Source organism: Microbacterium jejuense, assembly GCF_039544225.1.
Taxonomy (GTDB): domain Bacteria; phylum Actinomycetota; class Actinomycetes; order Actinomycetales; family Microbacteriaceae; genus Microbacterium; species Microbacterium jejuense.
Map to the genome: position 1 here is coordinate 381,424 of NZ_BAABLG010000005.1, position 19,202 is coordinate 400,625.

The following is a 19,202-nucleotide window of genomic DNA, read 5'->3' on the forward strand; positions in this document are numbered from 1 at the left end:
GCCGACGCGCTCAGCCGACGGGGATGAGGGCGGCGACCACGGCGACCGCCGCCGCGATCGCGAACGCCAGCACCGTGATGAGCAGCGCCTTGCGCTGATCCTTCTTGCGGAACTCCGCCTCGTACACGGTCTCTTCCGAGCCGAGTTCGCCGAAGTTGTACAGTCCGCGCGATGCGAATCCGACGCAGAAGTGGAACGCCGCCTGCAGGAAACCCTGCGCCGAGAGGAAGATCGGCAGTGCCACGAGCAGCCGCCACGACGCCGCCCATCCCAGCGCGAACACGACCGCAAGGAAGACGACGGCGATGGCCAGGCCGACCCAGCCCGACATCCGCCGCTTGCGGATCTCGGCCGGTCCGATGTTGCACACGCCCGGCTGATAGACGGCTGCCTTGGTCATGGTGCCATTGTGGCCCCGCTGCCGACCGTGGTCACGATGCCGGCACGAGCTCTTTCTCGAAGCACTGCGAGAACGCGAACGCCCGGTAGGGCTCGAAGATCGGGATCGGCCGGTAGCCGATGCGCTCGTACAGTGCGACCGCGTCGTGCTGCCGGTCACCGGTCTGCAAGATCAACCGATTCACACCGCGGTCCTGGGCGATGCGCTCCAATTCGGCGAGGAGTGCGCGACTGGCGCCGATGCCCCGAGCCCGTGGCTTGACGAAAACGCGCTTGACCTCCAGGTCGCGGGTGCCGTCGTGGGCGAGATCCCGCAGTGCTGCATGGCCGACCGCGTCACCGGTCTCGTCCACGACGAGCACGGTCGCCACGATCGACTCGGGGTGCACCGTGAACGTCCGCTCCGCCTCGTCGCCGAGGTCGGCGGCCGCGGCGGCGAACCGGTCGGCGTACCGGGGCGAGACCTCTGCGTCCATCTCTTCGCGCAGCGCCGACGCGCGGGGGTCGTCCCAGGCCACCGTCTCCAGCGTCCACGAGCGGTCGCGCGCAGGAGCGGGGGCCGGTTCGGGCGCGAGGTCGTAGCCGAACGAGAGCAGCTCGATGAGCCGACCGGGCTCGACCTCCTTGACGCCCTCGCGTTCGGGAAGCCGTGCGAACCCGAGTTTCGCATACAGGGCGTGGGCACCGACCATCTCTGGCCCGCTGTTCATCACCACACGATGCGACCCTCGTTCGCGGGCCAGATCGATCACGTGCCGGGTGAGAGCCTCACCGATGCCGCGTCCGCGTGCAGAGGGCGCGACCGCGAGCTGCCGGAAGTCGGTCTCGCCGGGTCGTGCCACCTCGGCCAGCGGCCGGTTGGGACGCGAGACCCAGACCGTGCCGAGGATCTCGCCGGCATCGGTTGCGGCGACCCACACGTCACCTGACCGCACGCGCCCGGCCACATCGCGCAGCGATGCCACATACTGCTCCGACAGTTCGCCGTAGCTCGACAGGTACGCCTGGGCGGTCACCTCGCCCGCCCGCTCATACTCCTCGGTGCGCACGAGCCGGATGGTCCACTCTGACGCGGACGCCGCCTGCGGTGCCTGGTCGGCGGCGACCGTTCCCCACGCCTCGGCGAGCAGTTCGTAGGACCGGATCCGGTCGGCAGGGTCATGCGTGACCGTCGTGACGAGCAGTTCGTCGGCACCCGTCACGCGCTGCAGGGTCTCCAGACGCTGCACGACAGTGCCGGGGGAACCCGCGAACTGAGTGTCGAGGCGGTCGCGGACGATGGCGCGTTCCTCGTCGGTGAGCGGGTCGGCGGCGGCTTCTTCGGGCGAGGGGAAGGGGACGGCGCCCTGGCCGGCGCGGATGCTGTGCACCCATCGACCGTAACCCGCTGCGAGCCGTCGGGCTCCGGCGTCCGTCTCGGCGACCACGGCGTCGACCGACACGACCACGTACGGCTCGGGGATGAGTCCCGGCCGGAAGGCGGCGCGGTATTCGGCGATCGCGTCGAGGACGAATCCGGGGGCGACGTGGTAGTTCGCGCCGAAGGGCAGACCGAGCTCGCCCGCCAGTCTCGCACTCGGCCCGGCGGTGGAGCCGTGGATCCACACCGTGACATCGGCTCCCTCGGCGGGCGTCACATGGATCGGCAGGTTCTCCGGCGGGGCGTAGGTCCCGTGGAAGAACGACAGGATGTCCGCCACGTCGTCGGCGAACCGCTCGCCGTCGGTCTCGCTGCGACCGAGCAGGCGTGCCTGGACGATGAAGCGCTCCGAATCGAACCCGGCGAACGGGCGGGCGGCGGGCAGGAGCAACCCGTCGACGATCCGGTCCTGCACTGTCGCGGGCGGCGGAGTCTGCGCTGCGCTGCGGGACCCTGACCGGCCGATGCCCAGGTCGAAGCGACCGGGATGCAGTTGGGCGACGACCCCGGCCGCCTCGGCGACCTGTGCGGGGGAGTAGTTGCCGATGATGGTCGCAGCGGTGCCGATGCGGATGTCTCGGGTCGCCGCGGCGACCGCGGCCAGGAGCACGTGCGGCGCGGCGCCGGCCACTCCGGGATTGAAATGGTGTTCGGCGACCCAGTAGCGCCGGTAGCCGAGCTGCTCGGCGGCGCGGGCCAGTTCGATGCTGGCGCGCAGGCCGTCGGCCGGCGTCTGTCCGGTGCCGAACGGCGAGAGATCGAGGACGGAGAGCGGGACGCGGGACATGGGATCTCCTGGGTGCAGGGACAGCGGACGCGGCGGAGCCGGTCGGGCCCGGAGGCCCGACCGGCGGAGGATGTCAGGGCTTGGGGAGCCCGGGCGGGTTGATCTCGGACGAGGTCACGGCCTCCGAGTCGAGGCCCCAGAACTCGAGAAGGTCGGTGTAGGTGCCGTCCTCGATGATCTTGTTGAGGACGATGTTGACGGCCTCGATGAGCCCGTTCCCCTTCGCCGTGCCCGCGGCGATCTGCGCCGTGTCCGGCCAGCCGCCGGGCACGATCCCCACGAGCTTCGTGTCGCCCGTCTCGCGCGCCGACCAGGCGGCCGTCGCGTTGGGACCGAACGTCGCATCGGCACGGCCCGACTGGATCGCGAGGGTGGCCGCAGCAGTGTCGTCGTAGTACACGAGCTCGGCGGGTGCCTCGCCCGCGGCCTCGAGCTCTTCGTTCCATCGCAGCAGCACCTGCTCCTGGTTGGTCCCCGAGCCGACGATGATCTTGAGGCCCGAGATGTCGGCGGCCTCCGAGATCGAGTCGATGTCGCTGTCGCTCTTGACGTAGAAGCCCAGCAGGTCCTCGCGATAGCTGGCGAAGTCGTACAGCTCCTTGCGTTCCTCGGTCACCGTGACGTTGGAGGTGATGAGGTCGTACTTGCCCGACTGGATGCCCAGCGGCCAGTCGGCCCACGCGACGACCTGCGGGTTGTACTCCAGCCCGAGGCCCTCGGCGATCAGCGAGCCGATGTTCGGCTCCGTGCCGGCGACGTCGGTCGCCGCCGAGGTGCCGTCAGGCTGGTAACTCAGCGGCGGGACGAACGCGCCGACCGCGACGGTGAGCTTGCCCTCCTGGACGGGTGTGAAGCCGCTGTCCTCGAGTGCTGCGACCGCCTCGGGGACGACATCGGTGTGGAACCACTGGATCTCGTCGGTGGCCGTGTTGCTCTCGGTCGGCGCGGGGGTCGCCTCGTCCGCCGCGGCGGCGCCGTTGAGGTTGACGGCGGCGATGATCCCGCCCACGACGACGGCCACCGCGACGACGCCGACGCCGATCGCGATGCCCTGCTTCTTACTGAGTGCCATGCTGCGTTTCTCTCTTTCGGGATGCCGGAGCCTGCGTTGCGTCAGGCCAGGACTTTGGCGAGGAACTCCCGCGTGCGCGGGTGTTCGGGGGCGACGAGGACCCGGTCGGGCGGGCCCTCCTCGAGGATTCGGCCGCCGTCGACGAACACGATCCGGTCGGCCACTTCGCGGGCGAAGCCGATCTCGTGCGTCACGATGAGGAGGGTCGTGCCGCTGCGGGCGAGGTCGCGGATGACGTCCAGCACCTCGCCGACCAGCTCGGGGTCGAGGGCGCTCGTCGGCTCGTCGAAGAGCAGCACCTTGGGGCTCAGGGCCAGTGCCCGGGCTATCGCGACGCGCTGCTGCTGGCCGCCCGAGAGCTGCCGCGGGTAGTGGCCGGCCTTCTCGCGCAGTCCCACGCGGTCGAGCAGCTGCAGCGCGAGCTCGTGTGCGGCATCCTTCTCGAGCAGCCCCGTCGCGACGGGCGCCTCGGTGATGTTCTCGAGCGCCGTGAGATGGGGGAACAGGTTGAAGTTCTGGAACACCAGGCCGACCTGCGTGCGACGCTTCAGGATCTCCTTCTCGCGCAGTTCGTACAGCCGGTCGCCGCGCCGTTCGTAGCCGATGAGTTGACCGTCGACCGCGACCGAGCCGCGATCGACCGACTCGAGGTGGTTGATCGTGCGCAGCAGCGTCGACTTGCCCGAGCCGCTGGGGCCGAGGATCGCGACGACTTCGCCCGGCTGCACGGTGAGGTCGATCCCTGCCAGCACCTCCAGGCCGCCGTAGCTCTTGTGGACGTTGTGGATCTCGACGAGGCCGCGGGTCGCGGACTGTGCCAGGGTGTCGGTGCTCATGCTCCTGCTCCTCCGGAGTGCTTGGCGTCGTTCGACGAGCCGCGGAACGTCGCGCGGGCATGGATCGGCGCGTCGACGCCGACCAGCGGCGGCGGCCCGGTGTCGGCATCGCCGAGGCGCGCCCACTGCACCGCGATCCAGTGGCGGAAGCCCTGCAGCGGCGTGGGCGGCAGCACGCGAACGCTTCCGCGGGCGTAGTGACGTTCGATGTAGTACTGCGCGATGCTCAGGATCGTCGTGATGATCGTGTACCAGACGACCGCGACGAGCAGCAGCGGGATGACGCGGCTGTTGCGGTTGTAGATGACCTGGACGGCGTAGAAGACCTCGGGGATCGCGATGACGAAGACGACCGACGCGCCCTTGACCAGGCCGATGACCTCGTTCGTCGCGTTGGGGACGATCGAGCGCATCGCCTGCGGCAGGATGATGCGGAAGAGCCGCTTGCGAGACGGGATGCCCAGTGCCGCCGCCGCCTCCTGCTGCCTCTGATCGACAGACAGCAGCCCGCCGCGGATGATCTCGGCCGAGTACGCCGCCTGATGCAGGCCGAGGCCGAGGATCGCCGCGGCGAATGAGCTGATGAGGTTGACCGTCGGGAACTCGACGATCCAGTAGTCGGTCGTGAACGGCGTTCCGAGGCCGAGCGTCGGGTACAGGTACCCGAGGTTGTACCAGACGATGATCTGCACGACGAGGGGGACCGAGCGGAAGAACCAGATGTACGACCACGAGGCCGCCCGCAGCAGCGCGGACTTCGACAGCCGGCCGAGCGCGAGCACCGTCCCCAGCGTGAAGCCGAAGACAGCGGAGACCGCCGTCAGCGAGAGCGTGTAGCCGATGCCGATGAGCACGGGCTCCGCGAAGAAATAGTGTGCGAAGACGTCCCACTCGTAGTTCTCGTTCGTGAACACCGACCACACGAACTGCGCGACGACGAACAGCACGACGGCGCCGATCGACCAGCGGAACCAATGTCGCGTGTGCACCACGGGGATGTCGCCGAGGTCGACTCGCGCGGCGTCGGCGGACGCGGACGCGGACGCGGACGCGGCCGCCGTCGACGGCGTCGCCTCGACCGCGTCGGCCCGGCGCGGGAGGGTATCGGTCATGAGGTCTCTCCTCGATCGGCGGCGCGGGGTGAGCGGGTTCGTGCGCCGGTAGGGCGACGGTAGGGGCGTCCCTCAGCTGCCGCCTAGCAGCCCCGGTCCCTGGCCGACACGGATCGTGACGGTCTGAAACGCGACGAAACAGATCGGAATGCACCGACGTACACCGTCCGCGCAGACCTCGGGCGCCCTACCGTGGCAGCCATGTCAGACCACCCGTTCGCCGTCGTGCTCGAGGGGGACGCCGCGGGCGCCCACCCCGCAGCATCCGCCTTCGCCCCCGCCGCGCTCGACGTGCGTCGGCTCGCCGCCCGTGTCGTCGAAGCCGAACGCTTCGGATTCTCCGCTGTCACCTTCGACGATTCGCCACTGCCCGTGACCGACGCCGTCGCGCGTCTGGATGCCGTGCAGCGCGCGGCGTTCGCGGCGCCGCTGACCTCTGCGATCGGCCTCGTGCCGGTCGCGCACGTCGCGTACAGCGAGCCGTTCCACGTGGCGACGCAGCTCGCCAGCCTCGACTGGGCGTCGAACGGCCGTGCCGGCTGGATCGCCGCCGCCTCCGGCACGGCGCATGAGGCCGCCGCCTTCGGGCGCGACGAGCTCACGTCCGACGACCTGCGGCGCGAACGCGACGACGTGATCGAGGTCGCGCGCCGGCTGTGGGACTCGTGGCAGGACGACGCGGTGATCCAGGACGCGGCGACCGGTCGCTACCTCGACGCCGACCGCCTGCATTACGTCGACTTCGAGGGCGCGCGCTTCTCGGTCAAGGGACCGCTCATCACGCCGCGCCCGCCGCAGGGGCAGCTCGTCGTCGTGGCGCCCGCCGGCGCGGCGGGCATCGACGTCGCCCTGGTGGAGGGTGCCGACCCGGCGGCGATAGCGGACGCCTCGGCCGCGGCCCGCGCCGCCGGCGCCGCGCGGGTGTGGGCCGAGGTCGAGGTCGCGCTCGACGCACGTGGCGTCACGGCCGCGCGCCGCGTCGAAAGCGTCGGAGTGTGGCCGGCGACCGGCCGGCTGCGCCACACCGGCGACGCCGCCGGCCTGACCTCGCTGCTCGTCGAGCTGGCGGCATCCGTCGACGGTGTGCGGCTGCATCTGGCCGAACTCGACGTCGACCTCGACGAGGTGGGGCGTGGGGTGCTGCCTGGACTTCGCCGGCAGATCGGGTTCCGCTCGCCGACCGCGGGCGACACGCTGCGCGGCACCCTCGGCCTCGCCCGCCCTCTCAGCCGCTATGCCGCACCCACCGTGAAGGAGTTCGCATGACCACGTCTCGCCGCATCCAGTTCGGAGTCTTCTTCCAGGGCGTCAACTTCGGCACCATCTGGTCGAGCGAGCGCAGCGGCTCGCAGTACGACTTCGAGTCGTTCCGCCGCATCGCCCAGACCGCCGAACGCGGGCTGTTCTCGGCGTTCTTCCTCGGCGAGGGGCTGCGTCTGCGCGAGCACTTCGGACGCATCCACGACCTCGACATCGCCGGTCGCCCGGATGCTCAGACGCAGCTGGCCGCCCTCGCCGCCGTGACCGAACGCATCGGTCTGGTGGCTACGCAGAACACCACCTACAACGACCCGTACGACCTGGCGAAGCGCCTCAATTCGCTCGACCTGCTGTCGGGCGGCCGCGCCGGCTGGAACATCGTCACCACCGACAACGCGTGGACCGGAGCCAACTTCCGCCGCGGCGGCTACCTCGAACACGCCGATCGCTATCGCCGAGCCGCCCAGTTCGTCGATGCGGCGCAGCGGCTGTGGGATGCCGGAGCCGAGGGCGTGGGCACGTCCGTGGTCGTCGCCGAAGACCTGGTGTCGTTCACCGGCCCGGCGCCGCTGCCGCCGAGCCCGCAGCGCCGGCCCGTGCTCTTTCAGGCGGGTGATTCCGACGAAGGGCGCGAGTTCGCGGCATCCAGTGCCGATGTCATCTTCTCGGGGCACCCCGGCTTGGAGGACGCGATCGCGTTCGCGGCCGATGTTCGACGCCGCCTGCCTGCGCATGGTCGCAGCGTCGACGAGCTGAAGTTCTTCCCCGGCGCGCAGTTCATCCTCGCCGCGACCGACGCGGAGGCACGCGAGAAGGCCGAGTGGGTCACCCGCGCGCAGGTGTCGCCGCAGACCGCGATCCGGTTCCTCGAGCCGATCTGGGGCCGTGACCTCTCGGAGTACGACGCCGACGGACCGCTGCCCGACATCGACCCCGCGGTCGACGAGGTCGACGGACAGCGCGGTTCGCTGTTCCAGGGTCGAAAGGCCGTCGAGACAGCGCGGGAATGGCGCGAGAGCGCCGCGGCCGCGGGGCTCTCGATCCGCGAGTTCGTCATCCGCCGGTCGTCGCTGCGCACGTTCGTCGGCGGCTATTCGACGATCGCCGACCGCATCGTGGAGTACGTCGACGCGCGCGCGGTGGACGGCTTCAACGTGTCGCCGTACCTCGTGCCCGAGGGCCTGGACGACATCGTCGACGGGCTGATCCCCGAGCTGCAGGATCGCGGCGTCTACCCGACCGAGTACCCGGGCACGACACTGCGCGAGAACTTGGGTCTCCCGGAGTTGACCGCACAGGCCGCGCTCGCCGCCTGACGGCTGGCGCACACCCGGCTCGCGCCGCTGAGACGCCCCCTCTCCCGGAGAGCGGTGACGTCTCAGCGGCGCAACGGCGTCACCGACGTGCGAGCAGCGGGCCTCAGCGGTCGTAGACGTAGCGGAACACGACGAGGAACCCTCCTCGCGACGCCGGGACGGTCTCGCGCTCAGGGAGACGCTCGAAGCCGAGGCGGACGTACAGTCGCTGCGATCGCTCGTTCGTCGGGCCCGTGTCCAGGACGAGCGCGGGCGCACCCCAGGCGCGGCCGCGCGCGATCGCCTCGCGCATCAGCGCCTCGCCGATGCCGTGCCGCCGCGCCTCCGGCAGCACGGCGAGCAGCCGCAGCTCGGCCTCGCCGCCACGGGACTGGCGCACCAGCGTGCTGTCGGCTCGCAGCAGGCTGGCGGTGCCGACGATCAGGTCCGTCTCGTCGACCGCGACGAGCAGCTCGCCGCCCTGCGCACGGGATGCCGCGTCACGCAGCAATGCCAGCCGTGCGGTGTCGGGCTGGATCGCGCCCGGCTCACCGTGTCCGAATCCCAGGTACGTGACCTCTCCGACGCGGTCGAACTCGTCGGCGCGCGCGGTCCGCACCGAGACGGTGCGCCCCGTCGAACCCGCGCTGCCGGCCTGCACCGACTGCGGTCTCATCGGACTGCCTCCGGCACGGCTGCGGCGTGGGCGAGGAGTTCGTCGCGGGTGGCGACGGCGACGATCCTGCCGTCGCGGAGGATGGATGCCGCCTCCCAGCCGAGAGGCGCCGCCTCCAGTCGATGCACCGCGTCCTCGGCGCAGCGCCCGACGCCGACCGTCGGGGGAGGGGGACCGACATGGTCACGGACGAGATCGTCCGCGCGTCCTGCCACGACCGCGGTGCGCAGCGCGCCCAGCGTGACGACCCCGACCACGTCGGCTGCGGGGATCGGTGCCAGACCGTCGCTGCGGCGGTAGACGGCGAGGGCAGGGGAACCGGGGTCCACGTTCCCGGCCTCGAGCCGGCGTATCGCGTCCGCGATCGTGAGGTCCGCCGCGACCCGCCGTGCGGGCTCATCGACGAGTGCATCGAGGCCGGGCGCCACATCTTCGTCGAAGACGAACCCGCGTTCGGCGAGCCATTCGTCGTTGTAGTAGGTCGACAACGCGTTGCGACCCGAGTCGGGGGCGAGAGCGACCACGAGGTCGTCCGGCCCCAGGCGATCGGCCAGCCGCAGGGCGGCGGCCAGCGCCGTGCCCGCCGAACCGCCGAGCAGCAGGCCGTCCTCGCGCGCCGCGCGGCGCAGGGTGAGGATCGCCTCCCTGTCGTCGACGGTGAGGTATTCGTCGACGACGTCGACATGGAACGACTGCGGCCAGACATCAACTTCGGCTTCCGGGTGCACCGTATGTCCGGCACCTTCGACGAACTTCGGGCTGCCGTCACCTCCCGAGTACGACGAGCCGGTCGGGTCGGCGGCGATGATGCGCACCCTGCCCGAGCTCAGCGCCTTGAGGGATGCGCCGGTCCCCGAGATCGTTCCTCCGGTGCCGACACTGGCGACGAAGTGGGTGACGGCCCCCGCGGTATCGGCCCAGATCTCGGGACCGGTCGTTGCGACGTGCGCCGCCGGGTTCGCGGGGTTGTCGTACTGGTCTGCGCGCCAAGCGCCCGGGGTATCGGCGACGAAGCGGTCCGCTGCTGCGCCCAGACTGTCGGGGTGGCCGCGCGGTACGAATGCGTCGACGAGTCGTACGTCGGCGCCGTACGCGCGTAGCAGGGCGATCTTCTCGGCCGCGATCTGACTCGACGTGAACACCACGGTCCGGTAGCCGAGGTGGGCGGCGACGAGCGCGAGACCGACCCCGGTGTTGCCCGAGGTGACCTCCACCACTGTTCCGCCCGGGCGGAGGACGCCGTCGCGTTCAGCCGCGCGGAGCATCGACAACGCGGCGCGATCCTTCACGCTGCCGCCCGGGTTCTGGTGCTCCAGCTTCACATAGACCCGCGGCCGCAGCCCGGCAGCGAGGCGATGCACGCGCACGAGCGGCGTGCTGCCGATGGAGTCGATCACCGATTCGAAGAGGGTCATGCGCACCACGCTTTCCGTACGACGTCCCCGGAACGATAGGTCCCGTCGGCGCGCCTGCTGCGGCCGTGCCGTAGCCCGGCGGCATGCGACGTAGTCCGACGTCACACAGCGTGCGGTGATCCGGCGTACCGAAGACCACGTGGCGCCGTGTGACGGCGCGATACACCGTTCGAGACGACCGGGTCGTAGCGTGACGCCGAACACCGGCATCCATCACCTCCGAAAGGACCTGCACATGACCGACACCGTCGACACCGCGATCGAGCCGACGTACGACGCCCCGCTCATCACCCCGGAGGAAGCCGCCGGGCGCGCCGCCGCCGGCGCCCTCGTCGTCGACGTGCGCAGCGACGCGGGCCGCGCGCGCGACGGCGTGATCCCCGGTTCCATCCGCGGCGACCGCGACAACCTCGACGCTCAGTTCCTGATCGACTCGCCTGAGAAGTTCGCTGAGATCACCGACTGGGACCAGGACATCGTCATTGTGTGCGGCTCGATCCGCGGCTCGGGTCCGGTCGCCGAGGAACTCCGCGCGAAGGGCTTCACCAACGTCGCCCACGTCGACGGGGGATTCCCGGCGTGGAAGGAGTCCGGCGCACCGACGGCCGAGGCCGGCGAGGACCTCTGAGACCCACAGCCGTCTGACGACGGTTCAGGATGCCTCGACCTGCCCGTGCGGCAGTCGAGGCATCCGTCATTCGGCGGCGGTCAGGCCGTCTGAAGGATCTGGGCGGTCACCCGCGCAGAGAACAGCAGGGCGTCGACCGGAACACGCTCGTCCGCAGCGTGGAACTGCGCGAAGACATCGAACTCGCCCGGCACGCGCAACGGCACGAAGCCGTAGCCGTTGATCCCCAGTCGCGCGAAGTGCTTGTTGTCAGTACTCGCGGGCAGCAGGTAGGGCACGACCACGCCGTCGGGGTCCTCGCGCGAGATCGCATCCTGCAGCACTGCGATGATCGGGGCGTCGACGGGCGCTTCGGTCGCCGACCACCACCGCCCCTCGCGGATGTCGATACCGTCGCCGACCAGCTCACGCAGACCAGCACGCAGCGCGTCGTCCTGTCCTGGCAGCACACGGATGTCGAGGCGTGCGGAGGCCTCGGCGGGGATGATGTTCGTCTTGTCGCCCGCCGACAGCACCGTGGGGGTCGCGGTGTTCCGGGTCGTGGCCCCCACCAGCGACGCGACGAATCCCAGACTCTCCAGATCGGTGGCAAGCGACTCGTCGGTGAACGCCAGACCCCGCGCTTCGCCGAACACATCGAGAAAGCGCTGCAGGGCGGGTGTACGCACCACCGGGAAGCGATGCGCACCCACCGACGCGACCGCCTGTGCGAGACGCACGACGCTGTTGTCGTCGGTCGGGCGCGATCCGTGCGCGGCGTGGCCACGGGCGCGGAGCGTCGACCAGGCGACGCCCTTCTCGCTCGTGGCCACCAAGTACGCACGGCGGTCGTCGGAGGCGTCCGCCGTCAGCGGCACCGAGAAGCCGCCGACCTCGCTGAGCGCCTCGGTCACTCCGTCGAACAGCTCCGGGCGATTCTCGACCAGCCACCCCGCACCCCACACCCCGCCGCTCTCTTCGTCGGCAAGGAACGCGAAGACCAGGTCGCGCCGCGGCACGATCCCCTCGCGGCGCAGGTGGCGCGCGACTGCGAGGATCGTTCCGGCGAAGTTCTTCATGTCGACGGCGCCGCGGCCGTAGAGATAGCCGTCCTCTATGTCGGCGCCGAACGGCGGGTGCGTCCAGTCCTTCTCTTCCACCGGCACGACATCCAGGTGTGCGTGCACCAGCAGGCTGCCGGCCTCCGGATCCCGGCCGGCGATCCGCGCGACCAGGGAGCCGCGGCCGGCGCGCGACTCCACGAACTCCGCGTCGATGCCCGCCTCAGCGAGGCGCTCCTGCACGAATCGCGCGGCGCGGGTCTCGCCGTCTCCGATCGTCTCGGCGACGCCGGTGTTGACGCTCTCGATCCGGATGAGCTCGCGGACGAACTCGAGGGCTTCCCTCTCCAGCAGGGTCGCGTTCTGCCAATGGGCGGTCATTCGTCCTCTTCCTTCGGGTCGGCGTGCGAACCCGGCCGGGTCTCGGCCAAGGCGAGCCCGGCGCGCGAGACGGTGGGCGCAGCACTTCTCGTGTCCGTCTCGTCCTCGGCAGTCAACCTCGTCAGTCGAGTGGGGCCGGTCTCCCAACGTCACGTGGCGTAGCACGGCAGACCTGCTGAGTGCTCGCATCCCAGCCTCAGGGCGGCGCAGCGAGCCACCTGCGGAGCGGTCGAACGAGCCCTCGAACCCTGACGCGCCCCCGCGCCGACATTCCCAGAAGCGGCAGAAAGCCGCGTGATTCCGGGAAAGACGAAACCCCCGCGATGTAGAAGCTACGCGAGGGTTCCTGGGGTGACTGTAACGATCACCCGTGTGGCTCCGACCGGCATCGATCCGGTGACCTTTCGATTTTCAGTCGAACGCTCTACCAACTGAGCTACAGAGCCATGCGGCACATACAAGATCTGCCGCATCCTAGACGAAAGGCCCTCTTCAAGAAAAGGGCCCGTCGCTCGGAGCGACCCTGACGGGACTTGAACCCGCGACCTCCGCCGTGACAGGGCGGCACGCTAACCAACTGCGCTACAGGGCCATGCTTATTGAATTGTGGGCGTGACCCCAACGGGATTCGAACCCGTGCTACCGCCGTGAAAGGGCGGCGTCCTAGGCCGCTAAACGATGGGGCCGGGTGAACCTCAGAGGCTCACTGCCGAGGACCAAGCATACGTAAACATCGAGCAAAACGCCAATCGAGGGCGTGGCGCTCTTGTGGAACCCCGCATGCGGGGTGAAACTGGCGGGGTGACCGCTCGGTGCGGGCAGCTTTCGACGTGCGAATCTGGGGGTTCCGCAACGCCGAGTTGGGGGTTTGCGCAACGCCGCGCTGGGGGTTGCGCATGTTACTGATGTTGCTAGTGTGAAAACGTTGACGTCGCGAGGGGAGGACCCGTGCAACCCGACAACGTCACCGCCGAATCCTCTGCCGAGCCCATTCCGGAGTGCGGGTGCGCCCCCTCACCGGCTGAGCGCAAGCGTCTCTGGCCGACGGTCAACCGTCGTGCGGCGCTGGGCATCGGCATCCTCGGCGTCGCCGCGCTGAGCGCGTTCGGCGCCGCGGTGAGCCCGTTCGGCAGCCGCGCCTTCGCCGCCGACTATCCCTCGTGGGACGACGTCGAGGCGGCCAAGGCGAATGAGGCGGCCAAGCAGGTCGAGATCACGAACATCCAGAACCTCATCGCGGGCTTGCAGGCCGATGTCGAGGCCAAGAGGCAGATCGCGCAGCAGGCCTCCGACGAGTTCTACGCCGCGCAGCAGGCCTTCTTCGATGCGGCGCTGCGTGCCGACCAGCTGCAGCAGCAGGCCGACGAACAGGCGGCAGCCGCAACCGATGCCGCCGACAAGGCGGGCCGCGTCGCCGCACAGCTCTATCGCAACGGCGGCGACGACACCTCGATGGAGCTGTTCTTCTCGGGGTCGGCGAAGGGTGCGGACGACCTCCTCGCGCGTCTGGGCACGATGGACAAGCTCGTCGAGCGCAACCAGGACCTCTATGCGCAGGCGGTCACCGCCCGTGACTCCGCCCAGAGCCTGAGTGACCAGGCCGCGGTGCAGCGCACCGAACGCGACAAGCTGCAGAAGATCGCCGAAGAGAAGATGGTGGCCGCGCAGAAGGCCGCCGACGAGGCCCAGGCCGCTCTCGACGCGCAGACCGCGAAGCAGGGCGAGCTCGAGGCGCAGCTTGCCGCTCTCCAGGACACGACGGCGAAGACCATCGCCGAGTACCAGGAGGGCGAGCGCATCCGCAAAGAGGCCGAGGCGGCGGCAGCCGCCAAGGCGCGCGCCGACGCCGAGGCTGCCGCGCGCGCAGCGGCCGCGTCGGGCGGCGGCGGTGGTGGCGGCGGCGGAAGCGGGGGCGGCGGCGTCGTCATCGGCTCCGGATGGTGCCGGCCCAACTCCGGGTGGCGCAGCTCGGGCTACGGCGCGCGCGCCACGCAGTGCGGCAGCCAGGGCTGCTCCAGCAGCTTCCACTACGGCGTCGACCTCGCCGCGGGCTGCGGCTCGGCCATCTACGCGGCCTATGCGGGCCGGGTCGTGTACGCCGGCTGGAACGGCGGCTACGGCAACTACATCAAGATCGACCACGGCGGCGGCATCGGCACCGGCTACGGCCACATCCGCAACGGCGGCATCTTCGTCGGCGTCGGCCAGTGGGTGTCGGCCGGTCAGCTCATCGCGAGCGAGGGCAACACCGGCCGCTCGTTCGGCTGCCACTGCCACTTCGAGACCTATGTCAACGGCTACCCGGTGAACCCGGTCGACTTCATGGCGGCCCGGGGCATCTCGGTCTGACCCCCTGAACGAACGAAAGAGGTGGATGCCGGGCGCCCGGCATCCACCTCTTCACATGTCGTTCGTCAGAGCGTCGACGGCGCGATGCCCTCACCCTGGGTCTTGGTCTGACCCTCGTGCTCGGCGAAGCGCGCGAACGCCTCGTCGACCAGGCGCTCGGCCTCGGCCGCACCCGCCCACTCGTCGACCTTGACCCACTTGTTGGGCTCGAGGTCCTTGTAGTGCTCGAAGAAGTGCGCGATCTCCTTCTGCAGGAACTCCGGGATGTCGCCGACGTCCTGGATGTGCGCCCAGCGCGGATCCTTGGCGAGCACGGCCACGACCTTGTCGTCGCCGCCGGCCTCGTCGCTCATCTTGAGCACGCCGACCGGGCGGACCGAGGCGAGGATGCCGGGGGCGAGGTCGACGTCGAGGATGACGAGCACGTCGAGCGGGTCGCCGTCCTCACCGAGCGTGTTCTCGAAGAACCCGTAGTTGGTGGGGTAGCCCATGGGCGTGTAGAGGATGCGGTCGAGGAAGACACGGCCGGTGCCGTGGTCGACCTCGTACTTCACGCGGCTGCCGCGCGGGATCTCGATGACGGCGTCGTACGCGCCCATAGTGGTGCTCCTTCGGAAGACGGGGATGCCGCGACAAGCCTAGTCGCGCGCCCCCGTTCGTTGAGCGGAGCGAGGAACGAGCGAAGACGAAGCGTCGTGAGCCGCTCTCGGGACTCGGCCATGCGCCGGAGTCGGCGAGGTGGCGCGTCGGATGGGCGGCGTGCGGCGTTTCGTCTCGCTTCGCTCGCTCAACGAACGGGTGGGCGGGGACCCGCTACCGTGGACGCGTGGACGAGCGCAGATCCCGACTGGACCCCGCCGTCGCCGAGGTGCGCCTGGCGGTGCGCCGGGCGCTGGCCGTGTTCGAGCCGGGGGGCACCGTGGTCGTCGCCCTGTCGGGCGGCGCGGACTCGCTCGCGCTGGCGGCCGCGACCGCCTTCGAGGCGCCCAAGCGCGGCCTGCGTGCGGTGGCCGTGACGATCGACCACGGACTGCAGGAGGGATCGGTGGATGCCGCGGCCGCCGCCTCCGCCGCGGCCGGGGCTCTGGGACTCGAGGCCCGCGTCGTGCGCGTCGAGGTGACGGGCGCGGGCGGCGGTCCGGAGGCGGCGGCCCGCGATGCGCGCTACGCGGCGCTGCGGCAGGCGGCGATCGCCGAGGATGCCGCGGCGATCCTCACCGGCCACACCCTCGACGATCAGGCCGAGACCGTGCTGCTCGGCCTCGCACGCGGATCCGGCGCGACCAGCCTGCAGGGCATGGCCGAGGCATCCCGGCTCTCCGAGGTCCTGCTGCTGCGGCCGTTGCTGGGCGTGCGGCGCTCGACGACGCGTGCCGCCTGTGCGGCCGAAGGGCTGGCGCCGTGGGACGACCCGCACAACACCGACCCCCGCTTCGCACGGGTGCGCGTGCGCGAGACGGTGCTGCCGGTGCTCGAGGCCGAGCTCGGGCCGGGGATCGCCGAGGCCCTCGCGCGGACGGCGGCCCAGCTGCGTGAAGACGCCGCGGCCTTCGACGAGATGATCGACGAGACGATCGAAGACATCGTGGAGCACGCCGAGGCCGGCATCTCGGTGTCGGCGGCGGCGCTCGCGGCCAACCCGGCGGCGCTGCGCCACCGCATCATCCGGCTGGTCGTCGCGAGCGAGTTCCACGAGAGCCTCACCCGTGCGCAGACCCTCGAAGTGGCGCGGCTGGCGACCGACTGGACCGGCCAGGGGCCGATCGATCTGCCGGGATGCCGCGCCCGCCGTGCCGGTGGACGCATCGAGTTCTCAGCCCGGGCCTGAATAGAATCTGTCCATGCGCGCGGCCGACGTTTCCAGCGACATCACCGAAGTCCTCGTCACCGAGGAGGAGATCCGAGCCAAGCTCGACGAGATCGCGGCGCAGGTCGCCGCGGACTACGACGGCCAGGATCTGCTGCTCGTGGGCGTTCTCAAGGGGGCGGTCATGGTCATGGCCGACTTCTCCCGGGCCCTCAAGAAGCACGTCACGATGGACTGGATGGCGGTGTCGTCGTACGGCGCCGGCACGAAGTCCAGCGGCGTCGTGCAGATCCGCAAGGACCTCGACACCGACATCCTCGGCAAGCACGTGCTGATCGTCGAGGACATCATCGACTCGGGCCTGACCCTCAGCTGGCTGCTGGAGAACTTCGAGGCCCGTGGGGCGGCGTCCGTCGAGGTCTTCGCCCTGCTCCGCAAGCCCGAGGCCGCCAAGGTCGAGGTGCACTGCAAGTACGTCGGGTTCGACATCCCGCCGGAGTTCGTCGTGGGCTACGGCCTCGACTACGCCGAGAAGTACCGCAACCTGCGCGATGTCGCGGTGCTCGCACCGCATGTGTACAGCTGACGAGGATTACGCCCGGGGCGAATGCACAGATTGTGCCTAGGAAGCCCGCGCTACCCTGAAACAACCGTCGACGGGGGTAATCGGCCCTGCGACGGGTCGTCGACGAAAGGGATCGGGCTCGGGCCCGCACCATGGACTTCAAGAAGATCACTCGCAACCCGCTCTTCTACGTCCTGCTGATCGGGGTCTTCCTCATCGTGGGGTTCTCGCTCATCTCGAGCCTGAACGGCGCGAAGCAGATCTCGACGCAGGAGGGTCTCGAGCTGCTCAAGGGCGACACCGTCACCGAGGTGGTCAACACCGACGGCGACCAGCGTGTCGACATGAAGCTCTCGAAGGACTACGAGGGCGCGAGCGACGTGCAGTTCTACTACGTCACGGCCCGTGCCGACGAGGTCGTCGACGCGATCAACGCCGCCGACCCGAAGGACGGCTTCAACGACGAGGTGCCGCGCGCGACGTGGTTCGACGGCTTCCTCTCGCTCCTGCTGCCCATGCTGCTGCTGGGCCTGCTGTTCTGGTTCCTGCTGTCCAGCGCCCAGGGCGGCGGCAGCAAGGTCATGCAGTTCGGCAAGTCGCGCGCCAAGCTCGTGACCAAGGAGATGCCCCAGGTCACCTTCCAGGACGTCGCCGGCTCCGACGAGGCGATCGAAGAGCTCGAAGAGATCAAGGACTTCCTGAAGGACCCGTCGAAGTTCCAGGCCGTCGGCGCCCGCATCCCGAAGGGCGTGCTGCTGTACGGCCCTCCCGGAACGGGCAAGACGCTGCTCGCGCGCGCCGTCGCCGGCGAGGCGGGCGTGCCGTTCTACTCGATCTCGGGCTCCGACTTCGTCGAGATGTTCGTGGGTGTCGGCGCGAGCCGCGTGCGCGACCTCTTCAACAACGCGAAGGACAACGCGCCGGCCATCATCTTCATCGACGAGATCGACGCGGTGGGCCGCCACCGCGGCGCCGGTCTCGGCGGCGGCCACGACGAGCGCGAGCAGACGCTGAACCAGATGCTCGTCGAGATGGACGGCTTCGACCCCAAGGCGAACGTCATCGTCATCGCGGCGACGAACCGCCCCGACATCCTCGACCCCGCCCTGCTCCGCCCGGGCCGCTTCGACCGCCAGATCGGCGTGGACGCCCCCGACCTCAAGGGCCGCCAGAAGATCCTCGAGGTGCACGGCCGCGGCAAGCCGCTCGCCGACGGCGTCGACCTCGAAGTCGTCGCCCGCAAGACCCCCGGCTTCACCGGTGCCGACCTCGCCAACGTGCTGAACGAGGCCGCCCTGCTCACCGCTCGCTCGAACGCGCAGCTGATCGACAACCGCGCGCTCGACGAGGCCATCGACCGCGTGATCGCCGGCCCGCAGCGGCGCACCCGCGTGATGAAGGACAAAGAGAAGCTGATCACGGCCTACCACGAGGGCGGCCACGCTCTCGCGGCAGCGGCGATGAACCATACCGACCCGGTCACGAAGGTCACGATCCTGCCGCGCGGCAAGGCCCTCGGCTACACGATGGTGCTGCCGCTCGACGACAAGTACTCAGTCACCCGCAACGAGCTGCAGGACCAGCTGACGTACGCGATGGGCGGCCGTGTCGCCGAAGAGATCGTGTTCCACGACCCGACCACCGGCGCGTCGAACGACATCGAGAAGGCGACGAGCATCGCCCGCAAGATGGTCACCGAGTACGGCATGACCGGCGACATCGGTCCCGTCAAGCTCGGCCAGTCCTCGGGCGAGGTCTTCATGGGCCGCGACATGGGCCACGGCCGCGACTTCTCGGAGCGCATCGCCGAGCGCGTCGACTCGCAGGTGCGCGACCTCATCGAGCAGGCGCACAACGAGGCGTACGAGGTCATCAACGCCAACCGCGCGGTCCTCGACAAGCTCGCTCTCGAGCTGCTCGAGAAGGAGACGCTGGACCACCTGGAGCTCGCCGAGATCTTCAAGGACGTCAAGCGCCTCCCGCCGCGTCCGCAGTGGCTGTCCAGCGAGCAGCGCCCCGTCTCGGAGCTGCCTCCGGTCGAGGTGCCGCAGCGTCGCGATGAGGCCGGCCTCGCCGCGAGCGTCGAGGCCGAGCAGCAGACCGAGAAGGCCGCCAAGCGCCGTCCGTCCGGGCAGGCGCGTCCCGCGACGGCCTGAGCCG

16 protein-coding genes and 3 tRNA genes are annotated in these 19,202 nt (G+C 70.1%); 7 read left to right on the plus strand and 12 right to left on the minus strand.

What is annotated here, in order from left to right; all coding sequences use genetic code 11:
• Positions 1-10: 10 nt before the first annotated feature.
• The 5 genes from ABEA46_RS11325 to ABEA46_RS11345 all read right to left on the minus strand — a co-directional run bounded on the left by ABEA46_RS11325 (position 11) and on the right by ABEA46_RS11345 (position 5,626).
• Positions 11-400, minus strand: coding sequence for a hypothetical protein (locus ABEA46_RS11325; protein ID WP_345544652.1), 390 nt, complete (start codon positions 398-400; stop codon positions 11-13).
• Between the two features lie 31 nt (positions 401-431).
• Entirely contained in the window at positions 432-2,606 is a 2,175-nt protein-coding gene (locus ABEA46_RS11330; RefSeq protein ID WP_345544653.1) for an LLM class flavin-dependent oxidoreductase, read from the minus strand.
• A gap of 73 nt (positions 2,607-2,679) precedes the next feature.
• Positions 2,680-3,678, minus strand: coding sequence for an ABC transporter substrate-binding protein (locus ABEA46_RS11335; protein ID WP_345544654.1), 999 nt, complete (start codon positions 3,676-3,678; stop codon positions 2,680-2,682).
• A gap of 41 nt (positions 3,679-3,719) precedes the next feature.
• A complete protein-coding gene (locus tag ABEA46_RS11340; protein ID WP_345544655.1) occupies positions 3,720-4,514 on the minus strand; it encodes an amino acid ABC transporter ATP-binding protein in 795 nt (264 codons plus the stop codon).
• Positions 4,511-5,626: an amino acid ABC transporter permease gene (locus ABEA46_RS11345; RefSeq protein ID WP_345544656.1), complete on the minus strand. Its 1,116-nt coding sequence runs from the start codon at positions 5,624-5,626 to the stop codon at positions 4,511-4,513. The genes ABEA46_RS11340 and ABEA46_RS11345 overlap by 4 nt, the downstream gene beginning before the upstream one ends.
• A gap of 201 nt (positions 5,627-5,827) precedes the next feature.
• Here ABEA46_RS11345 and ABEA46_RS11350 point away from each other — a divergent pair, with 201 nt between their 5' ends.
• A complete protein-coding gene (locus ABEA46_RS11350) occupies positions 5,828-6,892 on the plus strand; it encodes an LLM class flavin-dependent oxidoreductase (protein ID WP_345544657.1) in 1,065 nt (354 codons plus the stop codon).
• Complete coding sequence (locus ABEA46_RS11355; protein ID WP_345544658.1) at positions 6,889-8,202, plus strand: LLM class flavin-dependent oxidoreductase; 1,314 nt, start codon at positions 6,889-6,891, stop codon at positions 8,200-8,202. The genes ABEA46_RS11350 and ABEA46_RS11355 overlap by 4 nt, the downstream gene beginning before the upstream one ends.
• A 103-nt stretch (positions 8,203-8,305) precedes the next feature.
• On the opposite strand, the gene ABEA46_RS11360 is transcribed toward ABEA46_RS11355, so the two are convergent.
• Both ABEA46_RS11360 and ABEA46_RS11365 read right to left on the minus strand, forming a co-directional pair.
• Positions 8,306-8,857: a GNAT family N-acetyltransferase gene (locus ABEA46_RS11360; protein ID WP_345544659.1), complete on the minus strand. Its 552-nt coding sequence runs from the start codon at positions 8,855-8,857 to the stop codon at positions 8,306-8,308.
• Positions 8,854-10,482, minus strand: a complete 1,629-nt coding sequence (locus tag ABEA46_RS11365; RefSeq protein ID WP_345544660.1) for a pyridoxal-phosphate dependent enzyme — start codon at positions 10,480-10,482, stop codon at positions 8,854-8,856. The genes ABEA46_RS11360 and ABEA46_RS11365 overlap by 4 nt, the downstream gene beginning before the upstream one ends.
• Before the next feature lie 25 nt (positions 10,483-10,507).
• Between ABEA46_RS11365 and ABEA46_RS11370 the strand changes: the two genes are divergently transcribed.
• Positions 10,508-10,900 carry a rhodanese-like domain-containing protein gene (locus ABEA46_RS11370; RefSeq protein WP_345544661.1) on the plus strand — a complete coding sequence of 131 codons (393 nt, stop codon included), beginning with the start codon at positions 10,508-10,510 and terminating at the stop codon, positions 10,898-10,900.
• A gap of 80 nt (positions 10,901-10,980) precedes the next feature.
• Here ABEA46_RS11370 and ABEA46_RS11375 read toward each other — a convergent pair whose 3' ends face one another.
• From ABEA46_RS11375 to ABEA46_RS11390, 4 genes are all read right to left on the minus strand, one after another.
• Positions 10,981-12,321, minus strand: a complete 1,341-nt coding sequence (locus tag ABEA46_RS11375) for a M20/M25/M40 family metallo-hydrolase (protein ID WP_345544662.1) — start codon at positions 12,319-12,321, stop codon at positions 10,981-10,983.
• 373 nt (positions 12,322-12,694) lie between these two features.
• A tRNA-Phe gene (locus tag ABEA46_RS11380) sits at positions 12,695-12,767 on the minus strand.
• Between the two features lie 72 nt (positions 12,768-12,839).
• Positions 12,840-12,913, minus strand: a tRNA-Asp gene (locus ABEA46_RS11385).
• 21 nt (positions 12,914-12,934) lie between these two features.
• Positions 12,935-13,007, minus strand: a tRNA-Glu gene (locus ABEA46_RS11390).
• A 262-nt stretch (positions 13,008-13,269) separates the two neighbouring features.
• On the opposite strand from ABEA46_RS11390, the gene ABEA46_RS11395 reads away from it, so the two are divergent.
• Complete coding sequence (locus ABEA46_RS11395) at positions 13,270-14,670, plus strand: M23 family metallopeptidase (RefSeq protein WP_345544663.1); 1,401 nt, start codon at positions 13,270-13,272, stop codon at positions 14,668-14,670.
• A gap of 65 nt (positions 14,671-14,735) precedes the next feature.
• On the opposite strand, the gene ppa is transcribed toward ABEA46_RS11395, so the two are convergent.
• Positions 14,736-15,269: an inorganic diphosphatase gene (gene ppa / locus ABEA46_RS11400; protein ID WP_345544664.1), complete on the minus strand. Its 534-nt coding sequence runs from the start codon at positions 15,267-15,269 to the stop codon at positions 14,736-14,738.
• Positions 15,270-15,496: 227 nt separating this feature from the next.
• Here ppa and tilS point away from each other — a divergent pair, with 227 nt between their 5' ends.
• The 3 genes from tilS to ftsH all read left to right on the plus strand — a co-directional run bounded on the left by tilS (position 15,497) and on the right by ftsH (position 19,198).
• The gene (gene tilS, locus ABEA46_RS11405) at positions 15,497-16,498 is read left to right on the plus strand and encodes a tRNA lysidine(34) synthetase TilS (protein ID WP_345544665.1); all 1,002 of its coding nucleotides are present in this window, start codon (positions 15,497-15,499) and stop codon (positions 16,496-16,498) included.
• 13 nt (positions 16,499-16,511) lie between these two features.
• A complete protein-coding gene (gene hpt, locus ABEA46_RS11410; RefSeq protein WP_345544666.1) occupies positions 16,512-17,063 on the plus strand; it encodes a hypoxanthine phosphoribosyltransferase in 552 nt (183 codons plus the stop codon).
• Positions 17,064-17,194: 131 nt separating this feature from the next.
• The gene (gene ftsH / locus ABEA46_RS11415) at positions 17,195-19,198 is read left to right on the plus strand and encodes an ATP-dependent zinc metalloprotease FtsH (RefSeq protein WP_345544667.1); all 2,004 of its coding nucleotides are present in this window, start codon (positions 17,195-17,197) and stop codon (positions 19,196-19,198) included.
• Positions 19,199-19,202: the final 4 nt, after the last annotated feature.